This window comes from Micromonospora sp. CPCC 205561 (assembly GCF_036906775.1).
Classification (GTDB): Bacteria; Actinomycetota; Actinomycetes; order Mycobacteriales; family Micromonosporaceae; genus Micromonospora.
The window spans coordinates 12,764-36,156 of the sequence record NZ_JBAKHV010000050.1 but is presented as its reverse complement, the minus strand read 5'-3'; the positions used below and the strand labels follow the sequence as shown (position 1 = coordinate 36,156).

The window sequence follows — 23,393 nt, the reverse complement described above, 5'->3', positions numbered from 1 at the left end:
GCCGTGCGTGGCGCCCAGGAGAGCGCCGGCCACCGTCGCCGGTCAGCCCCTTGTACATGCCGCGCACGTGAGCGCGGATCAGACCTTCTACCGTGAAGCGGGCGAGTCGGCCAGCGCTCGTTGCGCGCAACGGCCCGCTCGCCGGCACCGTGCCAGCCGTCGCGCCGATGGCGTCACCCAGCATCAGCCCCAGCACGCAGCCCCGAGCGGTCGCCAGTCGCGGCGCTGCCCTGATCAGGTCGCCGAGCATAGGACGAGGCGCGGCGGGAGTGCGGGGCGCGGCGGGCCGTGGTGTCAGGAGCGCGAGCAGGGCGGAGGCCGGCAAGCTGGACGTAGATTTCGCGCTTGGCGGTCGCCTCGCCGCGCCGGTTCAGGACGTAGCCGGTCAGCCAGATCCAGCCGGCGTACGTCGGTTGGCCGCAGACCGAGACGACGCGGAAGGTCAGGGCGCGCTCCCCGGCGAACTGCACCGACGCGCGGCCGTCGACGATCAGCAGGTCGCCGGGGGAGGGGCGCGCGGTCACCAGTGACCGGAGTTGCGGTGGTGCTCCTCCGGAGGCCGGCACTCCCGGGCGTGCATGGTCTGCCAGTCGCGCAGCGCCCGCCTGATCCGGTCGTTCTCCTGGGTGAGCAGCCGTACCGTCTCGTTGAGCATGGCCAGCTCGTCGGAGACCCGGGCCTGGAACTCGCGTACCTCCACGGGGTCGACGCCACGCCGGCGCGCGGCGAACTCGCGGGTCCGCACCTCGTGCGGCGTCAACCGGCCCGGGTAGCCGGCGGGATGGGGCTGAGCACCTCGGTACACCTGGGCCACGACGTTCCTCTCTCCAGGGCAGGCGGGAGCGCAGGCTCCGCGCGGTGGGGTCTGGAAGGGCGGGTCGTCCGCGAGGGGGCCGCGGACGACCCGCCCGCTCGGCCGCCGCAGCCCGATTCGGCGGTACGACAGCAGAGCAGCCGGACAGGGCCGGGACGGGCACGAACACCCGCCCCGACCAGGGGATGAGCCGAACTCGTTGCCACGCGAGGAGCGGCCCGTCGCCCACACTAACGACTTACTCGTGTATGTCAACCACTGGTTGTTGTCGTTCGTAGGCGGTTCGTGATCGAATTGGCGAGCCACGCAAGGAGCGCCATGCCTACAACACCCGACTACATCCGCATCGCCGACGACATCATCGCCGGTGTCAAGGCCAAGAGGCTCAAGCCCGAGGACAAGCTGCCGCCGATCGCCCAAATGGCGACGGACTACCGAGCCGCACGTCCACCATCCAGATGGTCTACGTGCGGCTCGAAGCACTGCGCGTCATTCGGCGGCACCAGGGCAAGGGCATCTTCGTCACCGACCCGAGGACCTGGATGCGGGAGCCGTAGGTAGCGGACCGGCGACGGTAACGGACCCAACGGGTACCCCCGTCCCGTTGACGGGACGGCTAGAGTCGTCGGGTGATCGACCGGAAGCTGCTCTTGTCCGACCTGCAGAAGCAGGTCAAGAACCTGGAAAAGGACCTGCGAGAGCAGGCCGAGTCGGTCGAGGAGGTGCGCCTCCGCCTGCGTGGCGAGTACGACCACGCCTTCAAGGTCGGGCGTACCGCCGCCACCTGGGCGGCCTGGCGCGACGAGCGCGTCACGCAGGTCGCCGTCGCCTGGGTGCTCGGCACCGTCTTCGTACGCTTCTGCGAAGACAACGGCCTGCTGCCAGACCCCTACCTCGCGGGACCGGGGGACCGGCTGGTGCTGGCTGAGGAGGCTGAGGCGCAGTTCTTCCGCGAGCAGCCCGACAAGACGCTGCGCGACTGGCTGCACCAGAGCTTCGACGCCATCGCCAGCACCCAGGCCGGCAAGTCGCTGTTCGACAAGCGGCACAACCCGCTATACCAGATTCCGCTCTCGCACGACGAGGCGAAAAACCTCATCGCCTTCTGGCGTCGACGCGGCGAGACCGGCGGCCTGACGCACGACTTCACCGACCCGGGGTGGGACACCCGCTTCCTCGGCGACCTCTACCAGGACCTCTCCGAGGCGGCCCGAAAGACCTACGCCCTGCTTCAGACGCCGGAGTTCGTCGAGGAGTTCATCCTCGACCTGACCCTCACCCCGGCAATCGAAGAGTTCGGCCACGACGTGGTCAAGATGATCGACCCGACCTGCGGCTCGGGCCACTTCGTCCTCGGCGCCTTCCACCGCCTCCTCAAGGAGTGGGAGCGACACGCCCCCAACCGCGATCCCCACGAGCGAGTACGGCTCGCCCTCGATGCCGTCCACGGCGTCGACATCAACCCGTTCGCCATAGCCATCGCCCGCTTCCGCCTGATCGTTGCGGCTCTAAATGCCTGCGGCGTCAAAGTTCTCGCTGATGCCGCCAGCTATGTCCTATCCGTGGAGCTCGCCGTAGGCGACTCTCTGATCAAGAATCGTCAGCTCTCCCTTCCTGTGGCTGGATCTGCTGATTCTGCCGACTTCCACTACGCCACAGAGGATGTGCACGAACATCCAGGCCTTCTCGAGCAAGGCCGGTACCATGTCGTGGTAGGCAACCCGCCCTACATTCAAGTGAAAGATCGCCGGCTCAACGAGCTATACCGTGGTGCCTACGAAACTTGCTATCGCGAATACGCGTTGACTGCGCCGTTCGGGCAGAGGTTCTTTGAGCTGGCAAGGCAAGCTGATGCGGATGGATCTAACGCTGGGATCGTCGGACAAATTACCTCCAACTCTTTCATGAAGCGTGAATTTGGGAAGCGTCTCATTGAGAATTTTTTCAGTCGTAAGGTTGATCTAACTCATATCATTGACACGTCTGGTGCTCACATCCCTGGTCATGGCACGCCTACCGTCATTCTCATTGGCCGTCGACGTGATCGCAATCGTCAAGACACCATCCGTACGGTTTTGGGAGTGCGTGCCGAGCCCAAGGAGCCGGAGAATCCGGCATATGGCCAAGTTTGGCGAGCAATTGTCGAGCAGGCGGATTGTCCCGGTTCTCAAAGTCGCTGGGTAAGCGTTGCGGATTCGCCCCGGACACAGTTTGATCGTCACCCGTGGAGCGTCAGCGGAGGCGGGGCATCAGAGTTGGCTGTACGGGTTTCCGGCGGTCGCCGTCAGCTTAAGGAGGTTGCAGAACTGGGACGCGTGGTTACAACGGGCGAAGATGCCGCCTATGTTGTCCGACCGTCAGCGGCTGTGTTGCGGAAGGTGGGTAGCGCTGTACCGAGTGTCGAAGGTGTACAAATTCGCGACTGGGGTGTGGAGCCAGGTGCCTCCCTAATTGCTCCATATGACGTTGAATGGAAACTTCTTCCCTTGAGGGAGGTGGACGCCGTGTGGCGCTTCCTGTGGCCCCTTAAGGAAGCGCTGTACGAACGCAAAAAGTTCAGCGTTTCCATGCGGGATCGCGGCTGCGCGTGGTATGAGTGGCGCGAGATTTATCGAGACAAGTTGCTCCTTGATTCGCTGATTGCCTATCCGCTCGTAGCTACCCATAATCACTTCGTTCAAAAACTAGAAGGCGTGTTGAAGGAGTCTGCCCCTGTCATTCGTCTTTCGTCGTTGACTGCGGATCAAAAGACGTCGCTGGCAGGCGTTTTGAATAGCTCGCTCGCCTGCTTCTGGTTAAAGCAGGTGAGCCACAATAAGGGTGGTCAGTCCGGTACTGGCGGCTTCACCAACGAGGAATGGGAACGGTTTTACGAGTTCCCTGGTACAAAGCTGCAGGAGTTTCCGCTGCCGTCGGCGTACCCCCTGGAGTTGAGCCGGGAGATCGACGGCGCGGCGCAGCGGCTCGCCACCGTGACCCCGGCGGCGGTCGCGGGCTCCGGGGTGCCGACCCGCGACCGGCTGGATGCCGCCAGCTACGAGTGGCACGCGGTCCGGGGGATGATGATCTGCTTGCAGGAGGAGTTGGACTGGCAGGTCTACTCGCTCTACGGGCTGCTGGACGAGGATCTGACCGCCCCGGAGAGCGTCCGGCCGCCGATGCTGCAGCTCGGGCAGCGGGCGTTCGAGATCGTGCTCGCCCGCAAGATGCGCGACGAGGGCCTGGAGACGCAGTGGTTTACCCGGCATGGGTCGACGCCCATCACGGAGCTGCCGGCGTACTGGTCCGACGAGTACAAGGCGGTCGTGCAGCGGCGGATCGCGGTGATCGAGAGCAACCGCAACATCGGGCTGATCGAGCGGCCGGAGTGCAAGCGCCGCTGGGCCACCGAGGGCTGGGACGCGATGCGGCGCAAGGCGCTGCGCGACTGGCTGCTCGACCGGTGCGAGGCGCGTGAGCTGTGGTACCACCACGTCGACGGGCTGGAGCAGCCGCGTCCGCTGACCACCGCCCAGCTCGCCGACGAGTTGCGCCGGGACGACGACGTGCTCAACGTCGCCAACCTGTACGCGCCCGGCCAGGATCTCGGCAAGGTGATCGCCGATCTTGTCGCCGACGAGCACGTGCCACACCTGGCCGCACTGCGCTACAAGGACTCCGGGCTGGCCAAGCGCGCCGACTGGGAGCACGTGTGGGACCTGCAGCGGCAGGAGGACGCGCTGCCCGACGAGGCGGCGAAGCGGGAGTTCCGCAAGCAGATCCCGGTGCCGCCGAAGTACACCTCGGCGGACTTCCTCAAGGGCAGCTACTGGAAGCACCGGGGCAAGCTCGACGTGCCCAAGGAGCGGTTCGTCTCGTACCCGGGAGCCAGCCGCGACGGTGACCCGTCGCTGCTGGTCGGCTGGGCCGGTTGGGACCACCGCGAGCAGGCCCAGGCCCTGGCCACCCTGATCGTGGCCCGCGAGCAGGAGGACGGCTGGGCCGCCGACCGGCTGTCGCCGCTGGTCGCGGGGCTGCGCGAGATCCTCCCCTGGGTACGCCAGTGGCACGGCGAATTCGACCCGGAGTGGGGTGCCTCGCCGGCGGACATCTACGCCGGCTTTCTCGCCGAGACCACCAACCGCCTGCACCTCACCGACGAGGCGCTGACGTCCTGGCGCCCACCGAAGGCCACCCGCGGTCGTAAAGCCAAGGCATAGGTGGCGGATTCACGTCCGGGGGTTCCTCGGCGACGGTTCTACAGAGATCAGATGGGGAGGTCATGCTATGGCCACGAGCCAAGCGATCGAGGACCCGGAGGCGCGCTTCTCGGCAGTGCTGGTGAGCGCAGCAAGTCTTCCGGGCGTGCGCATCAGCAGGGCTGAATATCTCAAGAGTGCCTTGATGAAGTACTGTTCCGAGGACGAAATTCGCCGAGCAATCGAAGAGACCCCCGCAGCAGCGGGAATCCCTCTCGAAGTTCTCGATAAGGCGGCAGATGATTCCATCTATTACGAGACTGCCAAGGCCAGCGCTCTCTCTGCCGCTGCGGGGATGCCCGGTTTGCTGTTCCTGCCCGCCACTGTGCCCGCCGACCTGGCCCAATACTTCGGCCACATGCTCCGAATCGCACAAAAACTTGCCTACCTCTATAGTTGGCCGGACCTTTTCTCGGCCGACAGCGACGAGCTCGACGACGCGACCAAAGGGATGCTCATTCTCTTCGTGGGCGTGATGTTCGGAACCCAGTCGGCCAACGCTGCCGTGGGTAAAATCTCGGGTGAGATCTCCAAGCAAGTTGTCAAGAAACTGCCACAGAAGGCACTCACCAAGGGCGTCATCTACCCAGTGGTCAAAAAGGTGGCAAGCTATCTTGGCGTGCAGATGACCAAGCAGACTTTCGCACAGACTGTCTCAAAGGCGATCCCCCTCGTCGGGGCGGTCGTGTCAGGCGGGCTAACTCTTGCGACCTTCCTCCCCATGTCCAAGAGGCTGAAGGAGCACCTGTCTGGCTCGGAACTGGCGAAGCCGAAAACCCAGGTTGTAGATGCGCAAGTCGTAGATGTGGATGTTCATGAGTCCCCCGCCGCCGATGACATCAAGCGGCAGCCAGGGTCAGAGTGCGCGCCCTTGGGGTAGAGAATAATTGCGGCCGAACTGGCTGGGGAGGCACGATGGCGTCACAGGTTCCCCCGGGGATCCAGATCAAGAAGATCCATCCCGCTGTGGGTGAGCTGCAGAAATACGTCCTCAATGGTCCTACGACCTTCCGATGTGTCAGGTGCGGGCGCATGCACACGTCCAACCGCTTGGCGACGACAGCGGGAAACTGGGAGCAACTCGTCTGCCACGACTGCTACGCGGATGGCGCGGCACCGGGTGCCGGCCGGGCTGGATCCGCCCGAGCACGAGGTGCCAGGAGAGCGGCACGGTCCACACCTGTGCAACGTCAGCCGGATGAGCCCTCCAGCCCGTTGCCCCGGGACATGGTCTGGCTCGCCGCCCTGCACCGTGCCGTCGCTGAGGGACAGCAACTGTCGTCGTCCGACGCCGCGACACTGCGTCACGCCGAAAAGGCAACCTCGGCAGCGGCACTGCGCTACGCCGAGCTGAGAGCTGACGCGGAGGCCCGCTTCGCGGAAATCACCGGAAACACGAGCCAGGCCCAGTTTCCGCCTGCTGTTCGGGACAAGCTGGCGCTGGCTCGGAGGGCGGCATGCGAGGCCGTCGCCGTCTCCCAGCAGCGAGCCACGATGGACGACCCGGCACGCGTTTCGCCGGAGAAGCTGGACGTGGCGGTCACGCGCGCTGTCGCGGGCGGGGCCCTGCACGACGGGCTCCTTCAAGTCCTGAAGCGACGCGGCCTACGTGCCGACGCGCTCGATTTACCGACCTCGGATGTGTGGGGCTGGCTGGCCCAGCACGAGGGAGGCAACGAGCCGCTGCCTCCCATCGACGTCCAACGTTTCCAGCAGCTCGGCGACGAGACGTTCATTCAGGAAGCCCTGCGTGACGCCGGCCGGCAGCACCACGACAGGGCGTTGGCACATAAGGCACTGGCGGAACGCTGGGCGACCGGGGCCGAGGAGATCCTCGCCGAGCTTGAGCGTAGCCGCGACTCCGCGGCAGAGAAGCTGAGACGTACGGCGAGCCAGGAACTGCGGACACGGCTGAATCGGGCCGACGGCGCCTACGCGCAGGGGCACGCCCGATGCCTGGAAGCGAAGCTGATCCTCGATGGCCTGCGGGCGCGAGCCGTGGAGCTGCATCGCGGCGAGCGGCTGCGGTCGCTGCGGACCAGCTGTCTGGCCGAGACACTCGACCTCGTTCGGCTCTCGAATCCCGCGCTTGCCACGGCGGTCGCGGACGCCTGCGCGGAGCACTACGCAACCTGCCCGAGGGCCCGCCGTGCTGGATCCTGCGCCGATTGCGTGCCGGCGGTAGCCGATAAGGTGCGGGACAGCCTGACGGTCACTGTCACCGGCGTACCGGAAGAAGCCGACACCGGTCAGCAGCCTGTCGAAGTGCCGTCAGCGGAGGACGCGGTGTGTGGGCATTCCGCTGCCGCCTTCCTCTGCCCCGATCTGGTCAAGCAGATGCCGGCGGACGCCTCACGCGTGGTCGGCGTCGTCGATGTCCGCTTCCACGGCGGCCGGTTCGGCTTCGGCTGGGTCACTCGGTACGGCGAGTTGGGTACGGGTATCGACCGGGCCGCCAACGTGCACGACGCCTGGGTGCAGGCAGCGTGCCGAGCCGTCTTCGACCTGGGCGAGGACCAGTCGAACGTCAGGGTCGTCTGCCGCGACGAGAGGGCGGCCAACGTCGTGCAGTACGTGGTGCGGGTGGGGCTGGTGCCCGACGCCCTGGGCTTCGAGGTGGATGAACGCACGCGGGAGCTGCTGGCCGCGCTGGTCCGGCGTCGTGGCAAGGTCTTCACCTTCACCGACAGATGTCCCGGGCCGCATCGCGGTGGGGCGGCGGCGCGGCGGCTTGCGACCGTCGTACTGAGAGCAGGGGCCGAGACCGGTTGCGGGGAGACCGTGCGGGCGACGGCGGAGCAGGTTTCCGAGGAACTCGGGGCACTCGCGGGCCCGCAGGACATGCCGGCTGAGGAGAGCGGTGCCCAGTGGCTGCCGGGTGACCACGACGCCGGCGAGCTGCGATGGAACGTCCCACTGCATCGGGCCCACCTCAACGGAGGCTGGACGCCTTTCCCCGACGGATTGGACACGGCGGCTCAGGACAGACAGAAGCTTCGCCTGGTATTCGAGCACCCCAGGCGCGGGAGCACGAACGTTCAGGTGATCAGCGACGTGGTGCTACGCCGATTCGGACAGCGGTGGGAGCTCCACGGCGTGGAGTGGCCGGAAGGGATACTTCCCGGCACGTTCGTCACCTGTCGGTGGCGTCCTGGCGAAGCGCGGGTCATCGCGCGCACGGACCTACTGCCGAGCCCGCAGCGGGTGGACGGGCTGCTGTTCCACCACCACTACGACGCGCAGGTGGTCACCCGGGAAAACGCACCCGGATCAGATCAGGAGGAACCGGTCCCCGAGCTGTCCGACACCGGCTGGGTGCTGCGTACGCTGCGCAAGCTGGGGCATCTGAGGGCGGACGGAACCGCGATTCTGGCTGAAGGGGCCCTGCTGCGGAACTGCCTGAGGCTGGGACTGCCGGAACAGCGTGTCAAGGGCATTGGTGCAGCCGTGCGGCAGTTGGTACAGGACCGACGAATCAGCCGAGTATGCGGCAGCCTCGACCAGGACGACCTTCCCTGGTACCCGCCGTTAGCCGGACAGGCGCGGGTCGATCTCCTGCGCTACGCTCCCAGGGTTGAAGCCGTCAGCCGACGCGGTGAGACCCGTGACGCCCACCGCACCGCCCATCCGGGCTACTGGGTGGAAGGCTACGTCCGGCGGCTGCCGGCTGGAGCGCGGGCCTCCGCCGAGAGCATCGAGAACCACCGCGAGGCGGTTCGGAACGCCGAGGTGGTGGATCGCCCGCTGCCGGATGGATGCACCTTCGTAAAGCGCTTCCGCCGCGTGCGTTGACCCGGTAGCTCAAGGTGAGGTACTCGCCGTACTCGGCCGCGCTCCAGGGACCAAGCGGTCGCCAACTCGTGCCCCGGCAGCGGTTCATGCCGATCACCACGTACTGGTCCATGATCAGGGGGCGGTGGTCGCCCGCTGCCGAGTCCCAGCCGAGGAAGTAGAGCGGCTTGGTGAAGAAGGATGGACCCAGCCGCTTCAGCCTGTAGTCACCGCCGTGATGGAGGGCCGCGTATGCCGCCTCAGGCCCCTTACTCCGCAGGACCTGGAGTGCCTCACCGAGGTGCCGCTCCGTGTGACCGTTGTTGAGATCGAACACTTTGCGCAGGCGGGCCGGCCCTCGCCCGCCGGGCAGCCCGCTACCCCATACGTACGCCCCGATCAGGATGTCGATGGCCGCGCGGCCGGTGTGTGCGGCGGCGCCCGCCTGCAGCAGGTCCCTGCGCGTGATGCGTGGCCAGCGACCGAGTTGGGGGAGGTCCTCGATCCAGGCCGGTAGGCCGATTGGCTCCGGCAACCGCCGCCGCCAGGTCTGGGGATTGAGATGGAACCCGTGGTTGAGGATGTACGTCTCGCGCGAGGGGGGTTCTCCCGCAAACGGCGCACACGCTGGCTCGCATGTCACTGCGACGCCCTCGGCTTCGGCACGAATCGCACTGCTCGGTCAGCGAGGTCGGGATGAGCCGTGAAGCCGGCGTCTCCCCAGGCCCGGCTGTGCGCATGTGTCTGGTCGCCGTTGGCCCACCACGCTTCGTACCGGTAGGCCGATGGGGGCAGTCCACCCGGCACCAACTCCGACATTTCGTCGAGGGTGTACCGTGCCTCGCTTGTCCGTCGCCGAAGGTAATCTCGTAAAGCGTCGTACTTGGACACGTGGTCCTCCATCGTATGTCGGCCGAGATCGATCCTCTGCCGGCGCGGATGAAGATGGAGCGTATTGACAGCAGCGCCCGCAGGCTTCGTCCGATCGGTTCGACCAGTGCCGCCGCCGGCGTCCGAACCGTGACCGTCAGCGGTACACGAAAGCTGATCGGCTTCGCTAAGGTCGGCACCTGGTGCCAACGAGGGGAGAAGACGTGACGAAGCCGGGTGGTGTCTTCTGCTTTGAGGGCCAATGGGCCGACGACCTCGCGGAGCGAGGCTCTGTGCTGCCGACCCTCGAATTGCTCGACCGGCTGGGCAGCATCCGGTTCATTCACCGCGACACCGCTACCCCTCAGGAACTCCGCTACTACCTGGAGCGGTGGCTGTCTCGCAAGTACTCCGCCTACCAGGTCGGTTTCTTCGCGCTGCACGGGGCGCCTACCCGGTTGCAGCTCTCCGACTCGCACACCGTCGGGCTGTCGGAGATCGCCAGCTGGGTGTCGGGCCAGTGTCATGGCAAGCGCCTCTACTTCGGAAGCTGCTCGGCACTGCGGGCCTCCGCAACGACCCTCGGCGAGTTCCTGCGAGAGACCAAAGCGGCGATGCTGTGCGGGTTTACGAAGGACATCGACTGGATCGAGTCTGCGGCGTTCGAAACAGTCGTCCTGAACAACATGGTCAACGGTGTCAGGATTGACAGCGTCGAACGGCTCGTAAAGTCACCGCGCTGGGCGCCGTTGGCGCAGCACCTCGGTTTCCGCATCGTCTACCCGAATGGCCGGTCGACGTAGCGTTACGCCGACGGCGCGGCCGTGTCGGCGTCTCCGACAGGGACAGCACCTGAACGGCTGATCGCCGGTCGAGCGCTGCACCGGGTCCGAACTCCGGCTCCCCAGCTCGCATTGACTCATCCTGCCGTGTCGCGGCTCGACGACGGCTGATCGACAACGACGGGTATCTGACTCGGCGGTCAGATCAACAACCCTGGGAGAGCCGATAGTGTCACTGTGAGCGCTGCTCTGATTTCGCGACGTGAGCGCGGACGGATCATCGTATGGGGGTTGCGGATGGCACCGAGCAGACGGCGGGCGGTCCTGATCGGGGTGAACCAGGGCGGGCGCGACGTACACCTGCCGGCGCTGCGCTACGCGGAGGCCGACGCCCAGGCGATCCGGGGCATGCTGCTCGACGAGACGATCGGGACCTTCGACGACGGCGACGTCACCATGTACATCGGCGCGGACGCCGACTGGCACGGCATCAAGACCAAGCTTCGCGAACTGGCGCTGGACTCGGGTCCCTCCGACGTGCTGCTGGTGTACTTCGCCGGTCACGCACTGGTGCCCGAATGGAGCAACCAGCTCGACGCGTACCTCGTCACGGCGGACCTCGACCCGGACGGCCTTCGACGCGAGCCGGACAACGGCCTGCGGATGACCTACCTCAAACGGGACGTCTTCGAGACCTTCGCCGGCGCGTCCTTCCTCATTCTCGACTGCTGCCAGGCGGGGGTCTACCTCGACGCCGACCTTCGCCACGCGGAGGCGATGCAGACCTATCGCACCCAGATCGACCGGCACAGCGCCCTGCTCGCCTGCCGGAGCGGCTCCGCCGCCAGGGAGAGCGAGGAGTACGGCCACGGGGTCCTGACTCACCATCTGCTGCGCGCGCTGCGCGGTGAGGCCGCTGACGACGGCGGGCGCGTGTCGTTCGGGCAAATGGCGACATTCGTGGCCGAGCAGGGGATCGAACCGCCGCCGGTCCAGCTCGTACAAATGTGGGGTCCGACCACCGTGCTGGCGCAGCCGCCGGTATCCCGACACGACCGCCAGTCGCTCAGTTCACCGGCCAACCCGGGCACCACGCGGCCCTGCAAGAGCCCGCTCGAAGACCAGTCCAGCTCCATCCTGCAGCTTCTCGGCCGGGTGTTCCGGTCGGAGACCCGCCCGGTGCAGTCGCCGCAGCAGACCGGATACGCCGACCGGGTGGAGATCATGCGGTACGCCCTGGGGGCCGAGTCGGTAGCGGCGGTGGAGTTCTCCGGCACCGCCATCCGGGTGGTCAACGCGACTCCGCGCTTCGACAAGGAGGAGCTGCGGCCGTTGTTGGAGCTCAGCTCCGCCGATGCCATCAAGTATCGGACCGGGATGCCCGGCCACATCGTCTCGAACGACGCGGGTCGACGGATTCTCTGCGTCCCGCTCCTCCACGAGGACGACAAGGTCCTGGCGCTGACCGTGGTCGATCCAGCTCCTGCGCTGCTCGACATGGGGGAGCCGCTCGCCGTGATGCTGCGGGCGATGTGCGACGCCAACTTCCTGGGCGACCCGCTCCACGCCGAGATGCGGGTGATGACCGCGCTACGGACCGCCTTCGGCCGGCTGCCGCTGAACCTCTACGAGTACGCCTTCAGCCTCTACCAGAAGCTGGTCGGCTCCATGTTCATGGTGTTCCAGCCCGTCGTCGAGCTGGCCCTGCGGCGGACGGGCGTGAGCATCCAGAGCTTCGAGGCACTTGCGCGCCGCGGAGACCACGAGACCCGCGCTCCGCTCAGCGCCCTGCAGATGGCGTACGCCTGGGGCGACCGCTTCATCATCGAACGGGACGCCCTTCTGCTCACCAAGGCGATCCACTCCTACGACGCCGCGGACGCCGCCGCCTCGTACCAGGGCACGAAGCCGTTGTCGGTCAACGTCGCCGTCCGCTCGCTGCTCAGCGACGCATACCTGGCCCAGGTGAGCAAGGCCCTCATCGAGGCCGACATGAACCCGCGGACCCTCACGCTGGAGATTTCCGAACAGGATGCCATCGAGCCCGGGCCGGGTGAGCGGTGGCTGCAGGAACCGCTTGCCTACTTCCACCGTCGGCTGACCACCCTGGCGCGGGACCTCCGGATCACCTTCGCCGTCGACGACTTCGGCGTCGGGTACGCCTCGCTGGCCCGGATGGCGGAGCTGCCGCTGACCCAGATCAAAGTCGACCGCGCGGTGCTCCACCATCCCCTGGCCATGGAGGAACTCGCGCTGGTGGCGCGGGTGGCCCGGCACGCTACCGACCTCGGGCACGCGCACACCCCACGGCCTGTCATCGTCGAGGGCTACGACGACGCGGCGCCGATCAGCCTCAAGCAGATCTACGACCTGGGAATCCACCATGTGCAGGGCTTCTTCTGCGGGAACTCGGCGTCGACGTCGCTGCATGACCTGGAGGAGCCAATCCGTGAGCAGATCGCCAGCCTGGTGAGAGGTGAGAAGTGACGAGCATCAAACTGTTGTTGCCGGCCGAGGTCTTCGACGAACTCGACCTGCCCTACGAGGGCGTCCGGGACGTGTCGGCGGTGACCCTCGCCATCGAGGGCGTCGCCGTACTGGCGAACCTCGCCACCCTCGCGGCGCTTCAGCCGCAGTTGGGAGCATTGGCCACCGCGATCCGCAACTGGCGTTTGCGGGATCCTCGGCCCTCGGTCGTCCTGACAGTCAAGGGGCCGGACATCGACCTGAAGATCGACCTGCCGCGCAACGTCAGCCGGGCACACCTGCTCGATCAGCTTCGCCCGCTTCTCGACGGCGAGGACTGACCACAGCCCGAGGCGTGCGGAGCGGCGTGGCGAAGGCCGGCAGACCCCGGCAGCGCATGACGACGGTGCGCCTCACCCAGCGGCGGGCTCGGGGGTGTTGAGGACCTCGAGGATCGCGGCGGCGAGCTGCTCGATGTAGTCGATCGTCTGCGTGGCGCCGGCCCCGTCGATCGGGCGCTTCTGATTGGGACCCTCAGGATCCTCGTCGTACTCGTGGGCGATCTTGTGGCGGCGTTGCACGATCTGCCGGAGCTGCTCCTGCACGTCCTTGCCGGTGCAGGTGACGCCGTCACCGCTCTGCTCGGTGAGCACCCGCGCGACCCGGTCCCAGAAGCCTTTGACGTCGTGGACGTGGCCGAAACCTTCACGGATCTTGTCCGGGTTCTGGTAGACGAGGTGGCCCTGATCGCGCAGCTGCTGGTCGAGGGCTTCCACGAGCGTCTTCGTGCCAAGCTGGACCTGCTCGACGAGGCCGAGCGAGATCTGGAAAGTGGTGAACGCTCTGGGCTTCTGGGCCGTGGGCTGTGCGACCAGCTTCAGCATCCGTGCCCGGATCTCCTGTCGGACCCAGTGGTCCAGTGCGGCGACGCTCTGCACCCAGGCTGCCCGGAACACGTCCGAAACCTCGAACGCCCCCACCTTCAGTTGGTCGAGGTGCTGGCCTGCGGTGGCGAGACTACGCGCGTAGTTTAGGTTCCGCTGCAGGTTCGTGAAAGGTGCGGAGTCGTCGTCGTGTTCGAGTGGGGCGGTGGGGACAGGCTCGTCGGCGAGCACCGTCGTCGGTGTGTCGAACCCCAGGAGCCCCTCGAGTCGAGCGACGCTGTCGGCCTGGTTGATCCGGTAGACGGTGGTCAGCGACGGTAGAGCGAGCACTTCCCGTTCCACCGACGCCCGAGGAATGTCGGTGCGGGACCACCGCACGGCCCGCGCGTGGCGGATTCCCGAGGGAAGGTCGGTCCGGTACTCGTAGGGCCCGGTCACCCGGCCGACAGCGACATCCGGGCTGGCCCGTCGGAGGAAGAGCACGATGTCACCCTCGGACATCTTCGTTCGAAACGCGACCAATTGGATGGCGTAGTTCTCCACCGTGCGCCGCTCGACATCCGGGTAGGCGGCCCGGACACGCTCGCGGATCTCCGTGGCGGACGCGGTTTCCGTGAGATCTCCCGCAGCCGACCAGCCGACCGCGATGAGACTCTTGTCGAGGGCTAGTTCGTCGTAGCTGTCGTCACGGCCGGCCCGCACGATCCATGCTGTTGCCATGAGGCATCCTTCCCAGAGTGGATGTGCCGTCAGTCCGTGCTGGTGATGGGGAACTTGATCAGCTCTCCGTCCCACTGCTTTGCTTCGACCCGGGGCAGCGCGGAAAGTGGCTGGGACGTGTCGAGCTCCCGGTCGAAGACCGTCCGCCACTCTTCCGGCGTGCCCGTGACCAGGAACGGGCCGATGTGCACCTGCAACGAATCCTCGATCATCTCGACTGGGACTGACTCGCCCCCGATCGTCACGTCGCTGTCGATGCCCGCGATGCGCGCGGACTCGATCGCGTTGTCCAACTCGGCCATGCCGGCCCAGCCAGCCCAGGAGATGCCGTCACCGGACGCCGTGAAGACGATCCGGCCACCGTCGCGGACGCTGCCGTAGAGCGCCAGATCGAGCGACAGACCGGCACTCGGGTCGGCGTTCTCGATGGGCACCTCGTCCAGGAAGGACGGCCGGAAGCGGTCCAGGAGCGCGTTCATCGCCTCCGCCAGGAGAGACCGACGTGTGTTCAGGAACCGCTGGTAGCCGTTCGCGTCCCGTAGCGACTCGTCGAGCGGCACGAGGTGTGCCCGCAGGTCGTCCTCGTTCAGCTCGGGGAAGTACTCAGCCGGGCTCCGACCGTTGATCTTCTTGTTGGCCTGGGCGGAGATGAACACCAGGTTGGCGAGATCGTTGACCATGCCCTTGTCGAACCGTGGATCGTCGAGGGTCGACGGTGGGTGAACGTGGTGGTGCTCGAGCTTCGGCGCATCCTTCGTGCCGGGAAGGATGTCGGAGTCGTACCACCAGTCGCGTGCACCCCGGGCCATTGCCACGAGCAGGCTGAGGAAGAAGTAGGGACTCTCCTTCGTCCGACCCCGCAACGCCCGCTCGGTGACCTCGGCGCGGGAGTTCTCGACGTTGAGGCCCTCCAGCAGCGCGCGGACGGGATCTGCCTGCCGAGCGGCACGGATGTCCTGGCTCAGCCTGGTGTCGGTGGAGCCGCTGTAGCGGGTCCGGATGGTGGCGAGCAGAAGCCAGTAGATGATGCCGTTGGACGTCTCCTTGTCGACCGTGTCGTCGGTGCGCTCGCCGAGAAGCACCACCAACGGGATCAGCACGATCATGGAGGGCAGCGGGTCGGATCGGGTCAGACCGAGATGCGTCTGCAGCAGCGGTATCAACCGCCGAAGACCGCGCTTGACCACCTCCCAGCCTCGCTCAAGCTCCGTGTCGCCGGTCTGCCGCAGCTTGCTGTGGGACCACACCGACAGACCTCGGCCCAGGACGACACCGGCCAGCGCCCGGGACAGGAAGTTGACGTCGATGTGCCCGTAGCCGTGTCGTAGCCAGTGCTCCGACTCGCTCTGGAGCCTGGTCAGCACCCCCGTCCACCGCGTCGACAGGGTCGCCATCGCCAGATCGAGAGTGCCGAGACGACGGCCGCCGCTGTTGACCCGGACGAAGATCTCCGCGACCTCCTCGTACGGGAAGCCTTTGAGGACCTCCATGACGAACCGCCGGTTGCGCAACTCCTTGATCTTGCCGAGTCGATCCTCGATCTCGTGGTCCTCAAGGGTGGAGCCCGCGTCGAGCAGCCGCTGGGTCAGGCGCAGCATGCTTGCCTTCGGATCCAGCACGTCCGCCACCTTGACCCATTTCGGGTCGCGCTGAGTGGCTGCGCTCTGGTTCTGGAACTTCTGGTTTTCCACGTGGAAGACCACCTGCGCCTCGGGGTGGTTGCTGAACACCCGATGCAACGACGTGAGGCGTTGCTGACCGTCGAGAAGAAAGAGCGGCGGCTTCGACGGCGTCCGTTCGGGCCCGTTGACGGACATCTCCCGGATCTCCGGGACTTCGTCGGTCTCCCAAAACAGGAGTGAGCCGAACGGGTAGCCCCGGTATATGGAGTCCATCAGCTTGGCGACCTGTGTCGGCTTCCAGACATATTCCCGCTGAATCTCGGGAAGCAGGATCTCGGCATCTGAGATCTCGTCGATCAGTTTTCCGATGGACCGTTCGATCCTGTCGACGTGCATCAACCAACCTCTTCGTTGCCGCTGTTGTCCGGAAATGCCGAGCCGGGCCCGTGGATGGAGGACAGGCGCGACACACAGGTGACCCCTGCCGACGGGCGAGGGGATGTGGGACGCGGGTGGGCCTGACTGATGTCCTACCGTTTCGTGTATGGCCCTGTCCACCCCATGATCGGCCGTTCCTGCCTGCCGTGCGTCTACTGGGCGCAATATCCGGTTACGTCTGGTCGGGCCGAGGGGGCACTCCTGTCGGTCCGGATGCGCGCCTGCTCCGAGCTGGCGAGCGTTGATCGGTACGGTAAGCGGCATGTCTTCGCCCACCCCCGCGCCGCTGCTCCGGGAGTTCATCGACATCCCGGAGCGCACGAGCACGAGCGACTTCGTGCTCAAGCTCGCCGACAGCGTCGCCGACGCCGATTCCACCCTCCGCGACTATGTGGTCACGGAACGGCTGCTCGGCAACTTCGACGAGGCGCTCGGGTTGATCCGCTCCGCGGTCGAGGGACACGCCTCGAAGGCCGCCTACCTGCACGGTTCCTTCGGTTCCGGTAAGTCGCACTTCATGGCGGTGCTGCACGCTCTGCTGCGCGGCGAGTCCGTCGCCCGGGGGCGCGACGAGTTCGCGCCGCTGGTCGCCAAGCACAGCGTCTGGCTCGACGGGCGCCGGTTCCTGCTGGTGCCGTACCACCTGCTCGACGCCCGTTCCCTGGAGCAGCGGGTCCTCGGCGGCTACGTCGACCGGGCCCGCGCGCTGCACCCCGAGGCGCCCATCCCGGCCGTGCACCGCACCGACGCGCTGCTCGACCAGGCCGCCTCGCTGCGGGAGAAGATCGGCGACAAACAGTTCATCGACGGGCTGCCGGGCGGGGACGTCGAGGACGAGTGGGGCGAGAGCGAGACCTTCTGGACGCCCGAGCGACTCGACGAGGCGTTCGCTGGCGCGTACAACGACGAGCTGCGCCGAAAGCTGGTCAACGACCTGCTGACGAGCTGGAACAAGGGCTTCTTCAGTAACGCCCGGGAGGACGCCGAGGCGTTCGTCTCCCTCGACCGGGGCCTGACCGAGATCAGCCGGCACGCCAAGGAACTCGGCTACCACGGCCTGATCCTCTTCCTCGACGAGCTGATCCTGTGGCTCGCCAACTCGATCGGCGACCAGCAGTTCGTCTCCCGCGAGATCCAGAAGATCACCAACTTCGTCGAGGGCGGCGACACCCGCCGGCCCATCCCAATGGTCAGCTTCATCGCCCGGCAGCGCGACCTGCGTGAACTCGTCGGCGAAGAGGTGACTGGCGCCAACGAGCTGAGCTACCAGGACACCCTCAATCTGGCCAGCGGCCGCTTCGACGTGATCAAGCTGGAGGACCGCAACCTCCCGGAGATCGCCCGCCGCCGGCTGCTCAAACCCCGTGACACCACGGCCGGCGAGGCCATCGCCCGCGCCTTCGACGCCACCACGAAGGTACGCCGGGAGGTCTTCGACACCCTGCTCGGCACCGACTCCGGCAGCGGCGCCGACATCGACGCCTTCCGGTCGACGTACCCGTTCAGCCCGGCCTTCCTCTCCACGCTCGTGCACGTCTCCAGCGCGCTGCAGCGCTCCCGCACCGCGCTGAAGCTGATGCGCCAGCTGCTGGTCGACCGTCGCGACACGCTGCGCCTCGGCCAGCTCGTGCCGCTCGGCGACCTCTACGACGTGATCAGCAGCGGCGGCGACCAGCCCTTCACCGAGAAGCTCAAGGCCGAGTTCGAGATGGCCCAGAAGCTCTACGACCTGAAGCTGCGACCCTACCTCCTCGGCCAGTACGACCTCACCGACGACGACCTCGACGCGGCCCGCCGCGGCGACCCACAACCCGCCGAGACGGTGGGCCGGGTCCGGGCCTTCACCGGCGACGACCGGCTGATCAAGACGCTGCTGCTGGCGGCCCTGGCGCCCAGCGTGCCGGCGCTGCGGAACCTGACCGCCCGGCGGCTGTCGGCGCTCAACCACGGCAGCATCACCAGCCCGATCCCCGGCGGCGAGGTGGCCCAGGTCAGCCGCAAGCTCGCCGACTGGGCGGGCCGGTTCGCCGAGATCCGCATCGGCGAGGGCGACGACCCGGTCGTCTCGCTGGAACTGGTCGGCGTCGACGTCGACAGCGTGCTGGCCACCGCCAAGCACTACGACAACGAGGGTGCCCGCAAGCATCTCGTGCAGCGGCTGCTCTGGCAGCAGCTCGGCGTGCCGTGGAGCGATTCGTTCTTCGCCGAGGCGGGGCTGACCTGGCGGGGGAGTCGCCGAGTCATCGAGCTGGTCTACGGCAACGTGCGCGACCCGCACGACATCCGGGACGAGGCGTTCCACCCGAACTACCCGACCGGCTGGCGCATGATCATCGATTACCCGTTCGACGACGGCAGCCACGGCCCCGCCGACGACCGGCAGCGGGTGCAGGAGCTGACCGGCCGGACGACCTCCCAGACGGTCTGCTGGATCCCGGCGGCGCTGACCGTCGAGCGCCGCACCGACCTGGGCAAGCTCGCCATCATCGACAAACTGCTCGAAGGCCAGCGCTTCGACAGCCATGCCGAACACCTCAACCCCGACGACCGGCGCCGTGCGCAGGCCGCGTTGACCAACCAGCGCAGCGCCCTGATCGCCAAGATCCAGGCCGTGCTGCGGCAGGCGTACGGGCTGGCCACCAAGCAGCCCACCGACGTGCAGCTCGGATTCGACGACCACCTGCAGTCGCTCACCCGCGCTCTCGAACCGAAGCTGCCGATGGGCGCCACCTTCAACGACGCGCTGCGCAGCCTCGGCGACCAGATGCTCAGCCAGCAGTTCCCCGCCCACCCGGACTTCGATCCCGACCGCAAGGGCGAGGCCGTACGCCTGCCCGAGGTCAAGGTCGTCCTCGACCACGTCCGACAGGCGGTCGAGTCGCCCGAGGGGCGGGTCGAGGTGGACCGCGCCCACCGGCAGACGCTGCGCCGGATCGCCAACCCGCTCGGGCTCGGCACCATGCACGAGGCGGCGTTCGTCATCGAGGGGCAGTGGGCCCAGCACTTCCACCACAAGGCCGCCGCCGAGGGGATCACGGGCGAGCTGCGGGTGGCCGACCTGCTGCGCTGGATCGACCAGCCGCAGGCGCGCGGCCTCGACCCGATCGTGGCGCAGCTCGTCGTGGCGGCCTTCGCCGAGCAGACCGACCGCGCGTTCCAACGCCACGGCAGTCTGCTTGTCCCGGCGCCCGACCTGGGCCGGATCTCCGCCGACCACACCCTGCGCGAGGAGCGCCTGCCCGGCCAGCAGGACTGGGACACCGCCCGCGCCCACGCCGCGGCCATCTTCGGGTTTCAGCCGATCGCGTTGCGGCGGGGCCGGCTCGTGGCGATGTTCGGCCGTGACCTGGTGACCCAGGCAAACCGCTACCGCGAAGCGGCGCACGGGCTCGTCGCCCGGCTCGAACAACACGCGAGGTGGTTGGGCATCGACACGGAGTCGGCCGGTGGCCGGCTCGGCACCGCCCGAGTGGCGGCGGACCTGCTGGAAGGGCTGGCCGGCTCGCGTACGGCCGTGGAGACCGTGGAGCGCCTCGCCCGTGCCGAACTGGGCGGCCCGGCTGACCGGACCGGGAAGAGCATCAAGAGCGCGGCCCAGGTGTCCGCCGATCTCGCCGCCGCCTCCTGGGACAACTTCGAGATCATCAGCGGTCTCGGCGGCACCTGGGCCGCCGAGGCGACGGCGATCCTCACCGAACTGCGCCGGGTCGGCCAGGCCGACGAGCTGACCGCCCCGCTGTCCCCGGCCCTGCGCCGGGCACAGTCCGACGCGGTGGCGCTCATCCGTCGCGTGACGCGCAGCCGGGAGCCGATCGACGATCGGCCTCGTGAGGTCGTGAGCCGTGATCCCGATCGCACGCGTCAGCCGGGCGATGTCGGCGGCACGGTGGCCGTCCCGAGGAGCGACGTTGCCGTCCCGGCGGGCGACGTCGACCGGGCAATCGAGAAGCTTCGCGCCTTCGCGGCTGACCACCCGGACGCCACGATCGAGGTGAGCTGGAGAATCGTCTCGTGACCCAGGCACCCGCCCCCGCCCAGGCGTTGCGGATCAGCCCGGTGGCGTTGCGCCAGAAGGTGGCGCAGCAGCTCGACCGGCACCGCAACGGCGACGTGTACCCGGTGATGGTGGTGCGCGCTGAACCCGCGTGGCCGCACGACCCGACGATGCTGTTACCGGACGGCCGTCGGGCGCGGATCGAGCCGTGCGTCTCGCCGCTCGCCGTCTGGGAGCACCTCGTCGCCGACCACGGCGACGAGGTGCTGGTGCTGCTCACCGACATTCCGGAGTCCGTGCTGCACCACGGCGTCCGCAGCCGGATCTTCCGGGAGCGGGTGCACACCGTCGAGCCGTGGGACCTCGTCGTGGACGCCTTCGGCGCGCAGTTGCCGGATCCCGCTCTGGAGCGGGAGTCGTGGGCCGGCGTGGCGTTGCTCGACGCGATGCCGACGGCGGGCTGGCCGAAGCTGGCCACCGCCGTGCTGACCCGCGACGTCGCGCTGCGGCACCTGGCCGCCGTGCGCCTCGGCCTCGACCGGCGGGGCGAAGGCCCGGAGGCTCTCGACGTCGCCGCGTTGTTGCGGTGGAGCGCCGAACCGGGCGCGGTGGAGGCGTACGGGCTGCTGCGCGAGGAGGAACAGGCCGGGCTGTCCCGCTGGCTCGTGGAGCAGTTCGGCCGGCCGGCGAAGGCCCTGTTCGCGCTGACCGCGGCCGGGCGAGGCCAGGAGGCCCTGCCTCTCGGCCTGGTCTGCGACGCGTTGTGGAGCACCGACAGCGCCGACGCGGTACGTGCCCAGGGTCGGGTCGACCAGTACTTCGGCAGTCTCAACGACGACGCGACGGTGCGGGGCTTCGCCGAGGCGACCGTACAGGTGGTCACCGGCCTGCTCGCCGCTCCCGGAGCGGCCGTACGACGGCAGGGCCACGCCGTGCTCGACCGCGCCGAGGAACTGCTCGTCCAGTTCAACGCGGCCGGCAGCGCCGGACACAGTCCGATCCTGCGTACCGGCTTCAACCAGCGGATCGGCGTCGCGGCCCGAGCCCTGCTCGCCGGGCTGCACGACGCGGCGGACACCGCGCTGGAGCGGGCGGTCGAACACCTCGCCGAGCACCGGCTGGCAGCGGCGGAGACGGAGCGGATCACGCGGATCCGGATGGCGCAGCGCCTCGTGCGCTGGCTCGGCACGGACGTGGTGCCGCCCGAGAGCGTCGCGGACGGAGTGGATCGGCAGATCGCCGAGTGGGGCTGGGCCGACCTGGCGCTCAACCACGTCTGGGCCGGTGATGACGCTCACCCGGAGTTGCAGCAGGCGTTCCGGCAGATCCACGATCGCGCACAGGCCCGCCGCCGGGAGCTCGACGGCGCCTTCGCCCAACGCCTCGGCGCCTGGGCGACCGCCGGGCCGGGCAACGACGGCGGGCTGCTCACCGTGGAGAACATCCTTCCGCGCGTCGTCGAGCCGCTGATCCGCGCCGACCGGCCGGTGCTGCTCGTCGTCCTCGACGGCATGAGCGCCGCCGTCGCGGTGCAGCTCGCCGACGAGCTGTCCCAGCACTGGGTCGAGTACGACCCGCTGGCCCGAGCCGGCGCAGGACGCCGCCGGGGCGTCGTGGCGGCGCTGCCCACACTGACCGCCGTCTCCCGGACCTCGCTCTTCGCCGGCGCGCTGCGCAGCGGCAACCAGGAGCACGAGAAGAAGCTCTTCGCCGAGGGCCGTTGGGGCAAGGGCTCGCGGATCTTCCACAAGGGCCCGGCCCGGGGCGGCGCGGGCGAGGTGTTCGCCGGCGAGTTGGCGGCGGCGGTCGCGGGCCAGGCTCCCGTGGTTGCCGTGGTGATCAACACCGTGGACGAGTCGCTGGCGCACGGTCGGGAGGGCGGCGAGGCCGGGTGGCAGCTCGACGACGTCGGGTTCCTACGCAGCCTGCTCGACCAGGCGCGGTCCTCCGGCCGTGCGATCGTCGTCACGAGTGACCACGGGCACGTGTTGGAACGCGGGGGGCAGCACGTCAAGGCCACCGACGCCGCCTCCGCCCGTCATCGGGTCGGCCCGGGCCCGACCGCGCCGGGCGAGATCGAGCTGACCGGCCCGCGTGTGGTCGCGGATGGCAAGCGGATCATCGCGTTGTGGGACCCGCTCCTGCGCTACCGGCCCAGCAAGGCGGGTTACCACGGTGGCGCCTCGCTCGCCGAGGTCACCATTCCGCTGCTGGCCTTCCTGCTGCCGAACGTCGCCGCGCCGCCGGCCGGTTGGGCACCCGTCGAGGCTCGCCGGCCCCCGTGGTGGCAGGCGGTCACCGCCGCACCGACCGCCGCGCCCGTGACGTCGGCACCCGTGCCCAAGCCGCGCCGGAAGGCACCGGCCGTCACCGGGGACGCGCTGTTCGACGTACCGGAGGCGCCGGCCGCGACCCCGGCGGCGCCGGCCGGTGACGGGGATCTGGTGGCGGCTCTGCTCGCCTCGGAGTTGTTCAAGGCTCAGCACGGCCTGACGCCGCGCCGGGTGGACGAGCGGAAGATCGAGGCGGCGCTGCGCGCGCTCGTCGACGCGAAGGGCGTGCTGCCGGTGGCGGTCCTCGCGCAACGTGCCGGTGAGGCACCGGTACGTGCGGGAGGATTCGTCACCACGCTGCAGCGCATCCTGAACGTCGACAACTATCCCGTCCTTTCGCAGATCGACGACAACCGGACCGTTCGGCTGGACCTGGCGCTGCTGCGGGAGCAGTTCGGGCTGCCAGGGGCGAAACCGTGACCACGGTCAGTCCCGCGCGCCGCAGGGAGGTCATCGACGCC

The 23,393-nt window shown here is 68.0% G+C and carries 14 protein-coding genes and 2 pseudogenes; 10 read left to right on the top strand and 6 right to left on the bottom strand.

Annotation, left to right across the window (positions count from 1 at the left end):
• Positions 1-173: 173 nt before the first annotated feature.
• Entirely contained in the window at positions 174-524 is a 351-nt protein-coding gene (locus tag V6V16_RS22415; protein WP_334565000.1) for a hypothetical protein, read from the bottom strand.
• A complete protein-coding gene (locus V6V16_RS22410) occupies positions 521-760 on the bottom strand; it encodes a DivIVA domain-containing protein (protein ID WP_334564998.1) in 240 nt (79 codons plus the stop codon). Before V6V16_RS22410 ends, V6V16_RS22415 begins: the two co-directional genes overlap by 4 nt.
• Positions 761-1,132: 372 nt before the next feature.
• Here V6V16_RS22410 and V6V16_RS22405 point away from each other — a divergent pair.
• The 4 genes and pseudogenes from V6V16_RS22405 (at position 1,133) to V6V16_RS22390 (ending at position 8,844) form a co-directional block, all read left to right on the top strand.
• Positions 1,133-1,371: pseudogene (locus V6V16_RS22405) on the top strand (winged helix-turn-helix domain-containing protein).
• Between the two features lie 72 nt (positions 1,372-1,443).
• Positions 1,444-5,013, top strand: a complete 3,570-nt coding sequence (gene pglX, locus V6V16_RS22400; RefSeq protein ID WP_334564996.1) for a BREX-2 system adenine-specific DNA-methyltransferase PglX — start codon at positions 1,444-1,446, stop codon at positions 5,011-5,013.
• 67 nt (positions 5,014-5,080) lie between these two features.
• The gene (locus tag V6V16_RS22395) at positions 5,081-5,932 is read left to right on the top strand and encodes a hypothetical protein (RefSeq protein WP_334564995.1); all 852 of its coding nucleotides are present in this window, start codon (positions 5,081-5,083) and stop codon (positions 5,930-5,932) included.
• A 302-nt stretch (positions 5,933-6,234) separates the two neighbouring features.
• Positions 6,235-8,844, top strand: a complete 2,610-nt coding sequence (locus V6V16_RS22390) for a hypothetical protein (protein ID WP_334564993.1) — start codon at positions 6,235-6,237, stop codon at positions 8,842-8,844.
• Between the two features lie 49 nt (positions 8,845-8,893).
• Here V6V16_RS22390 and V6V16_RS27935 read toward each other — a convergent pair.
• Together V6V16_RS27935 and V6V16_RS27930 are read right to left on the bottom strand one after the other, a co-directional pair.
• Positions 8,894-9,466: pseudogene (locus tag V6V16_RS27935) on the bottom strand (8-oxoguanine DNA glycosylase OGG fold protein); the annotation flags it as partial.
• The gene (locus tag V6V16_RS27930; protein ID WP_442934134.1) at positions 9,463-9,726 is read right to left on the bottom strand and encodes a DUF7662 domain-containing protein; all 264 of its coding nucleotides are present in this window, start codon (positions 9,724-9,726) and stop codon (positions 9,463-9,465) included. The gene V6V16_RS27930 and the pseudogene V6V16_RS27935, both read right to left, overlap by 4 nt.
• A 3-nt stretch (positions 9,727-9,729) precedes the next feature.
• Here V6V16_RS27930 and V6V16_RS22385 point away from each other — a divergent pair, with 3 nt between their 5' ends.
• The 4 genes from V6V16_RS22385 (at position 9,730) to V6V16_RS22370 (ending at position 13,282) form a co-directional block, all read left to right on the top strand.
• A complete protein-coding gene (locus V6V16_RS22385; protein WP_334564991.1) occupies positions 9,730-9,921 on the top strand; it encodes a hypothetical protein in 192 nt (63 codons plus the stop codon).
• Positions 9,918-10,496 carry a DUF6642 family protein gene (locus V6V16_RS22380; RefSeq protein ID WP_334564989.1) on the top strand — a complete coding sequence of 193 codons (579 nt, stop codon included), beginning with the start codon at positions 9,918-9,920 and terminating at the stop codon, positions 10,494-10,496. Before V6V16_RS22385 ends, V6V16_RS22380 begins: the two co-directional genes overlap by 4 nt.
• A 276-nt stretch (positions 10,497-10,772) precedes the next feature.
• Complete coding sequence (locus V6V16_RS22375) at positions 10,773-12,962, top strand: EAL domain-containing protein (protein ID WP_334564988.1); 2,190 nt, start codon at positions 10,773-10,775, stop codon at positions 12,960-12,962.
• Positions 12,959-13,282 carry a hypothetical protein gene (locus V6V16_RS22370; protein WP_334564987.1) on the top strand — a complete coding sequence of 108 codons (324 nt, stop codon included), beginning with the start codon at positions 12,959-12,961 and terminating at the stop codon, positions 13,280-13,282. Before V6V16_RS22375 ends, V6V16_RS22370 begins: the two co-directional genes overlap by 4 nt.
• A gap of 72 nt (positions 13,283-13,354) precedes the next feature.
• On the opposite strand, the gene V6V16_RS22365 is transcribed toward V6V16_RS22370, so the two are convergent.
• Complete coding sequence (locus V6V16_RS22365) at positions 13,355-14,545, bottom strand: restriction endonuclease (RefSeq protein ID WP_334564986.1); 1,191 nt, start codon at positions 14,543-14,545, stop codon at positions 13,355-13,357.
• 29 nt (positions 14,546-14,574) lie between these two features.
• On the bottom strand, positions 14,575-16,563 hold the full coding sequence (locus V6V16_RS22360; protein WP_334564984.1) for a GmrSD restriction endonuclease domain-containing protein: 1,989 nt from the start codon (positions 16,561-16,563) through the stop codon (positions 14,575-14,577).
• Positions 16,564-16,867: 304 nt separating this feature from the next.
• Between V6V16_RS22360 and pglY the strand changes: the two genes are divergently transcribed.
• Positions 16,868-20,620 (top strand): BREX-2 system ATPase PglY, encoded by a 3,753-nt coding sequence (gene pglY / locus V6V16_RS22355; RefSeq protein WP_334564982.1) that lies wholly within the window; start codon positions 16,868-16,870, stop codon positions 20,618-20,620.
• Positions 20,617-23,352, top strand: coding sequence for a BREX-2 system phosphatase PglZ (pglZ, locus tag V6V16_RS22350; protein WP_334564980.1), 2,736 nt, complete (start codon positions 20,617-20,619; stop codon positions 23,350-23,352). The genes pglY and pglZ overlap by 4 nt, the downstream gene beginning before the upstream one ends.
• Positions 23,353-23,393: the final 41 nt, after the last annotated feature.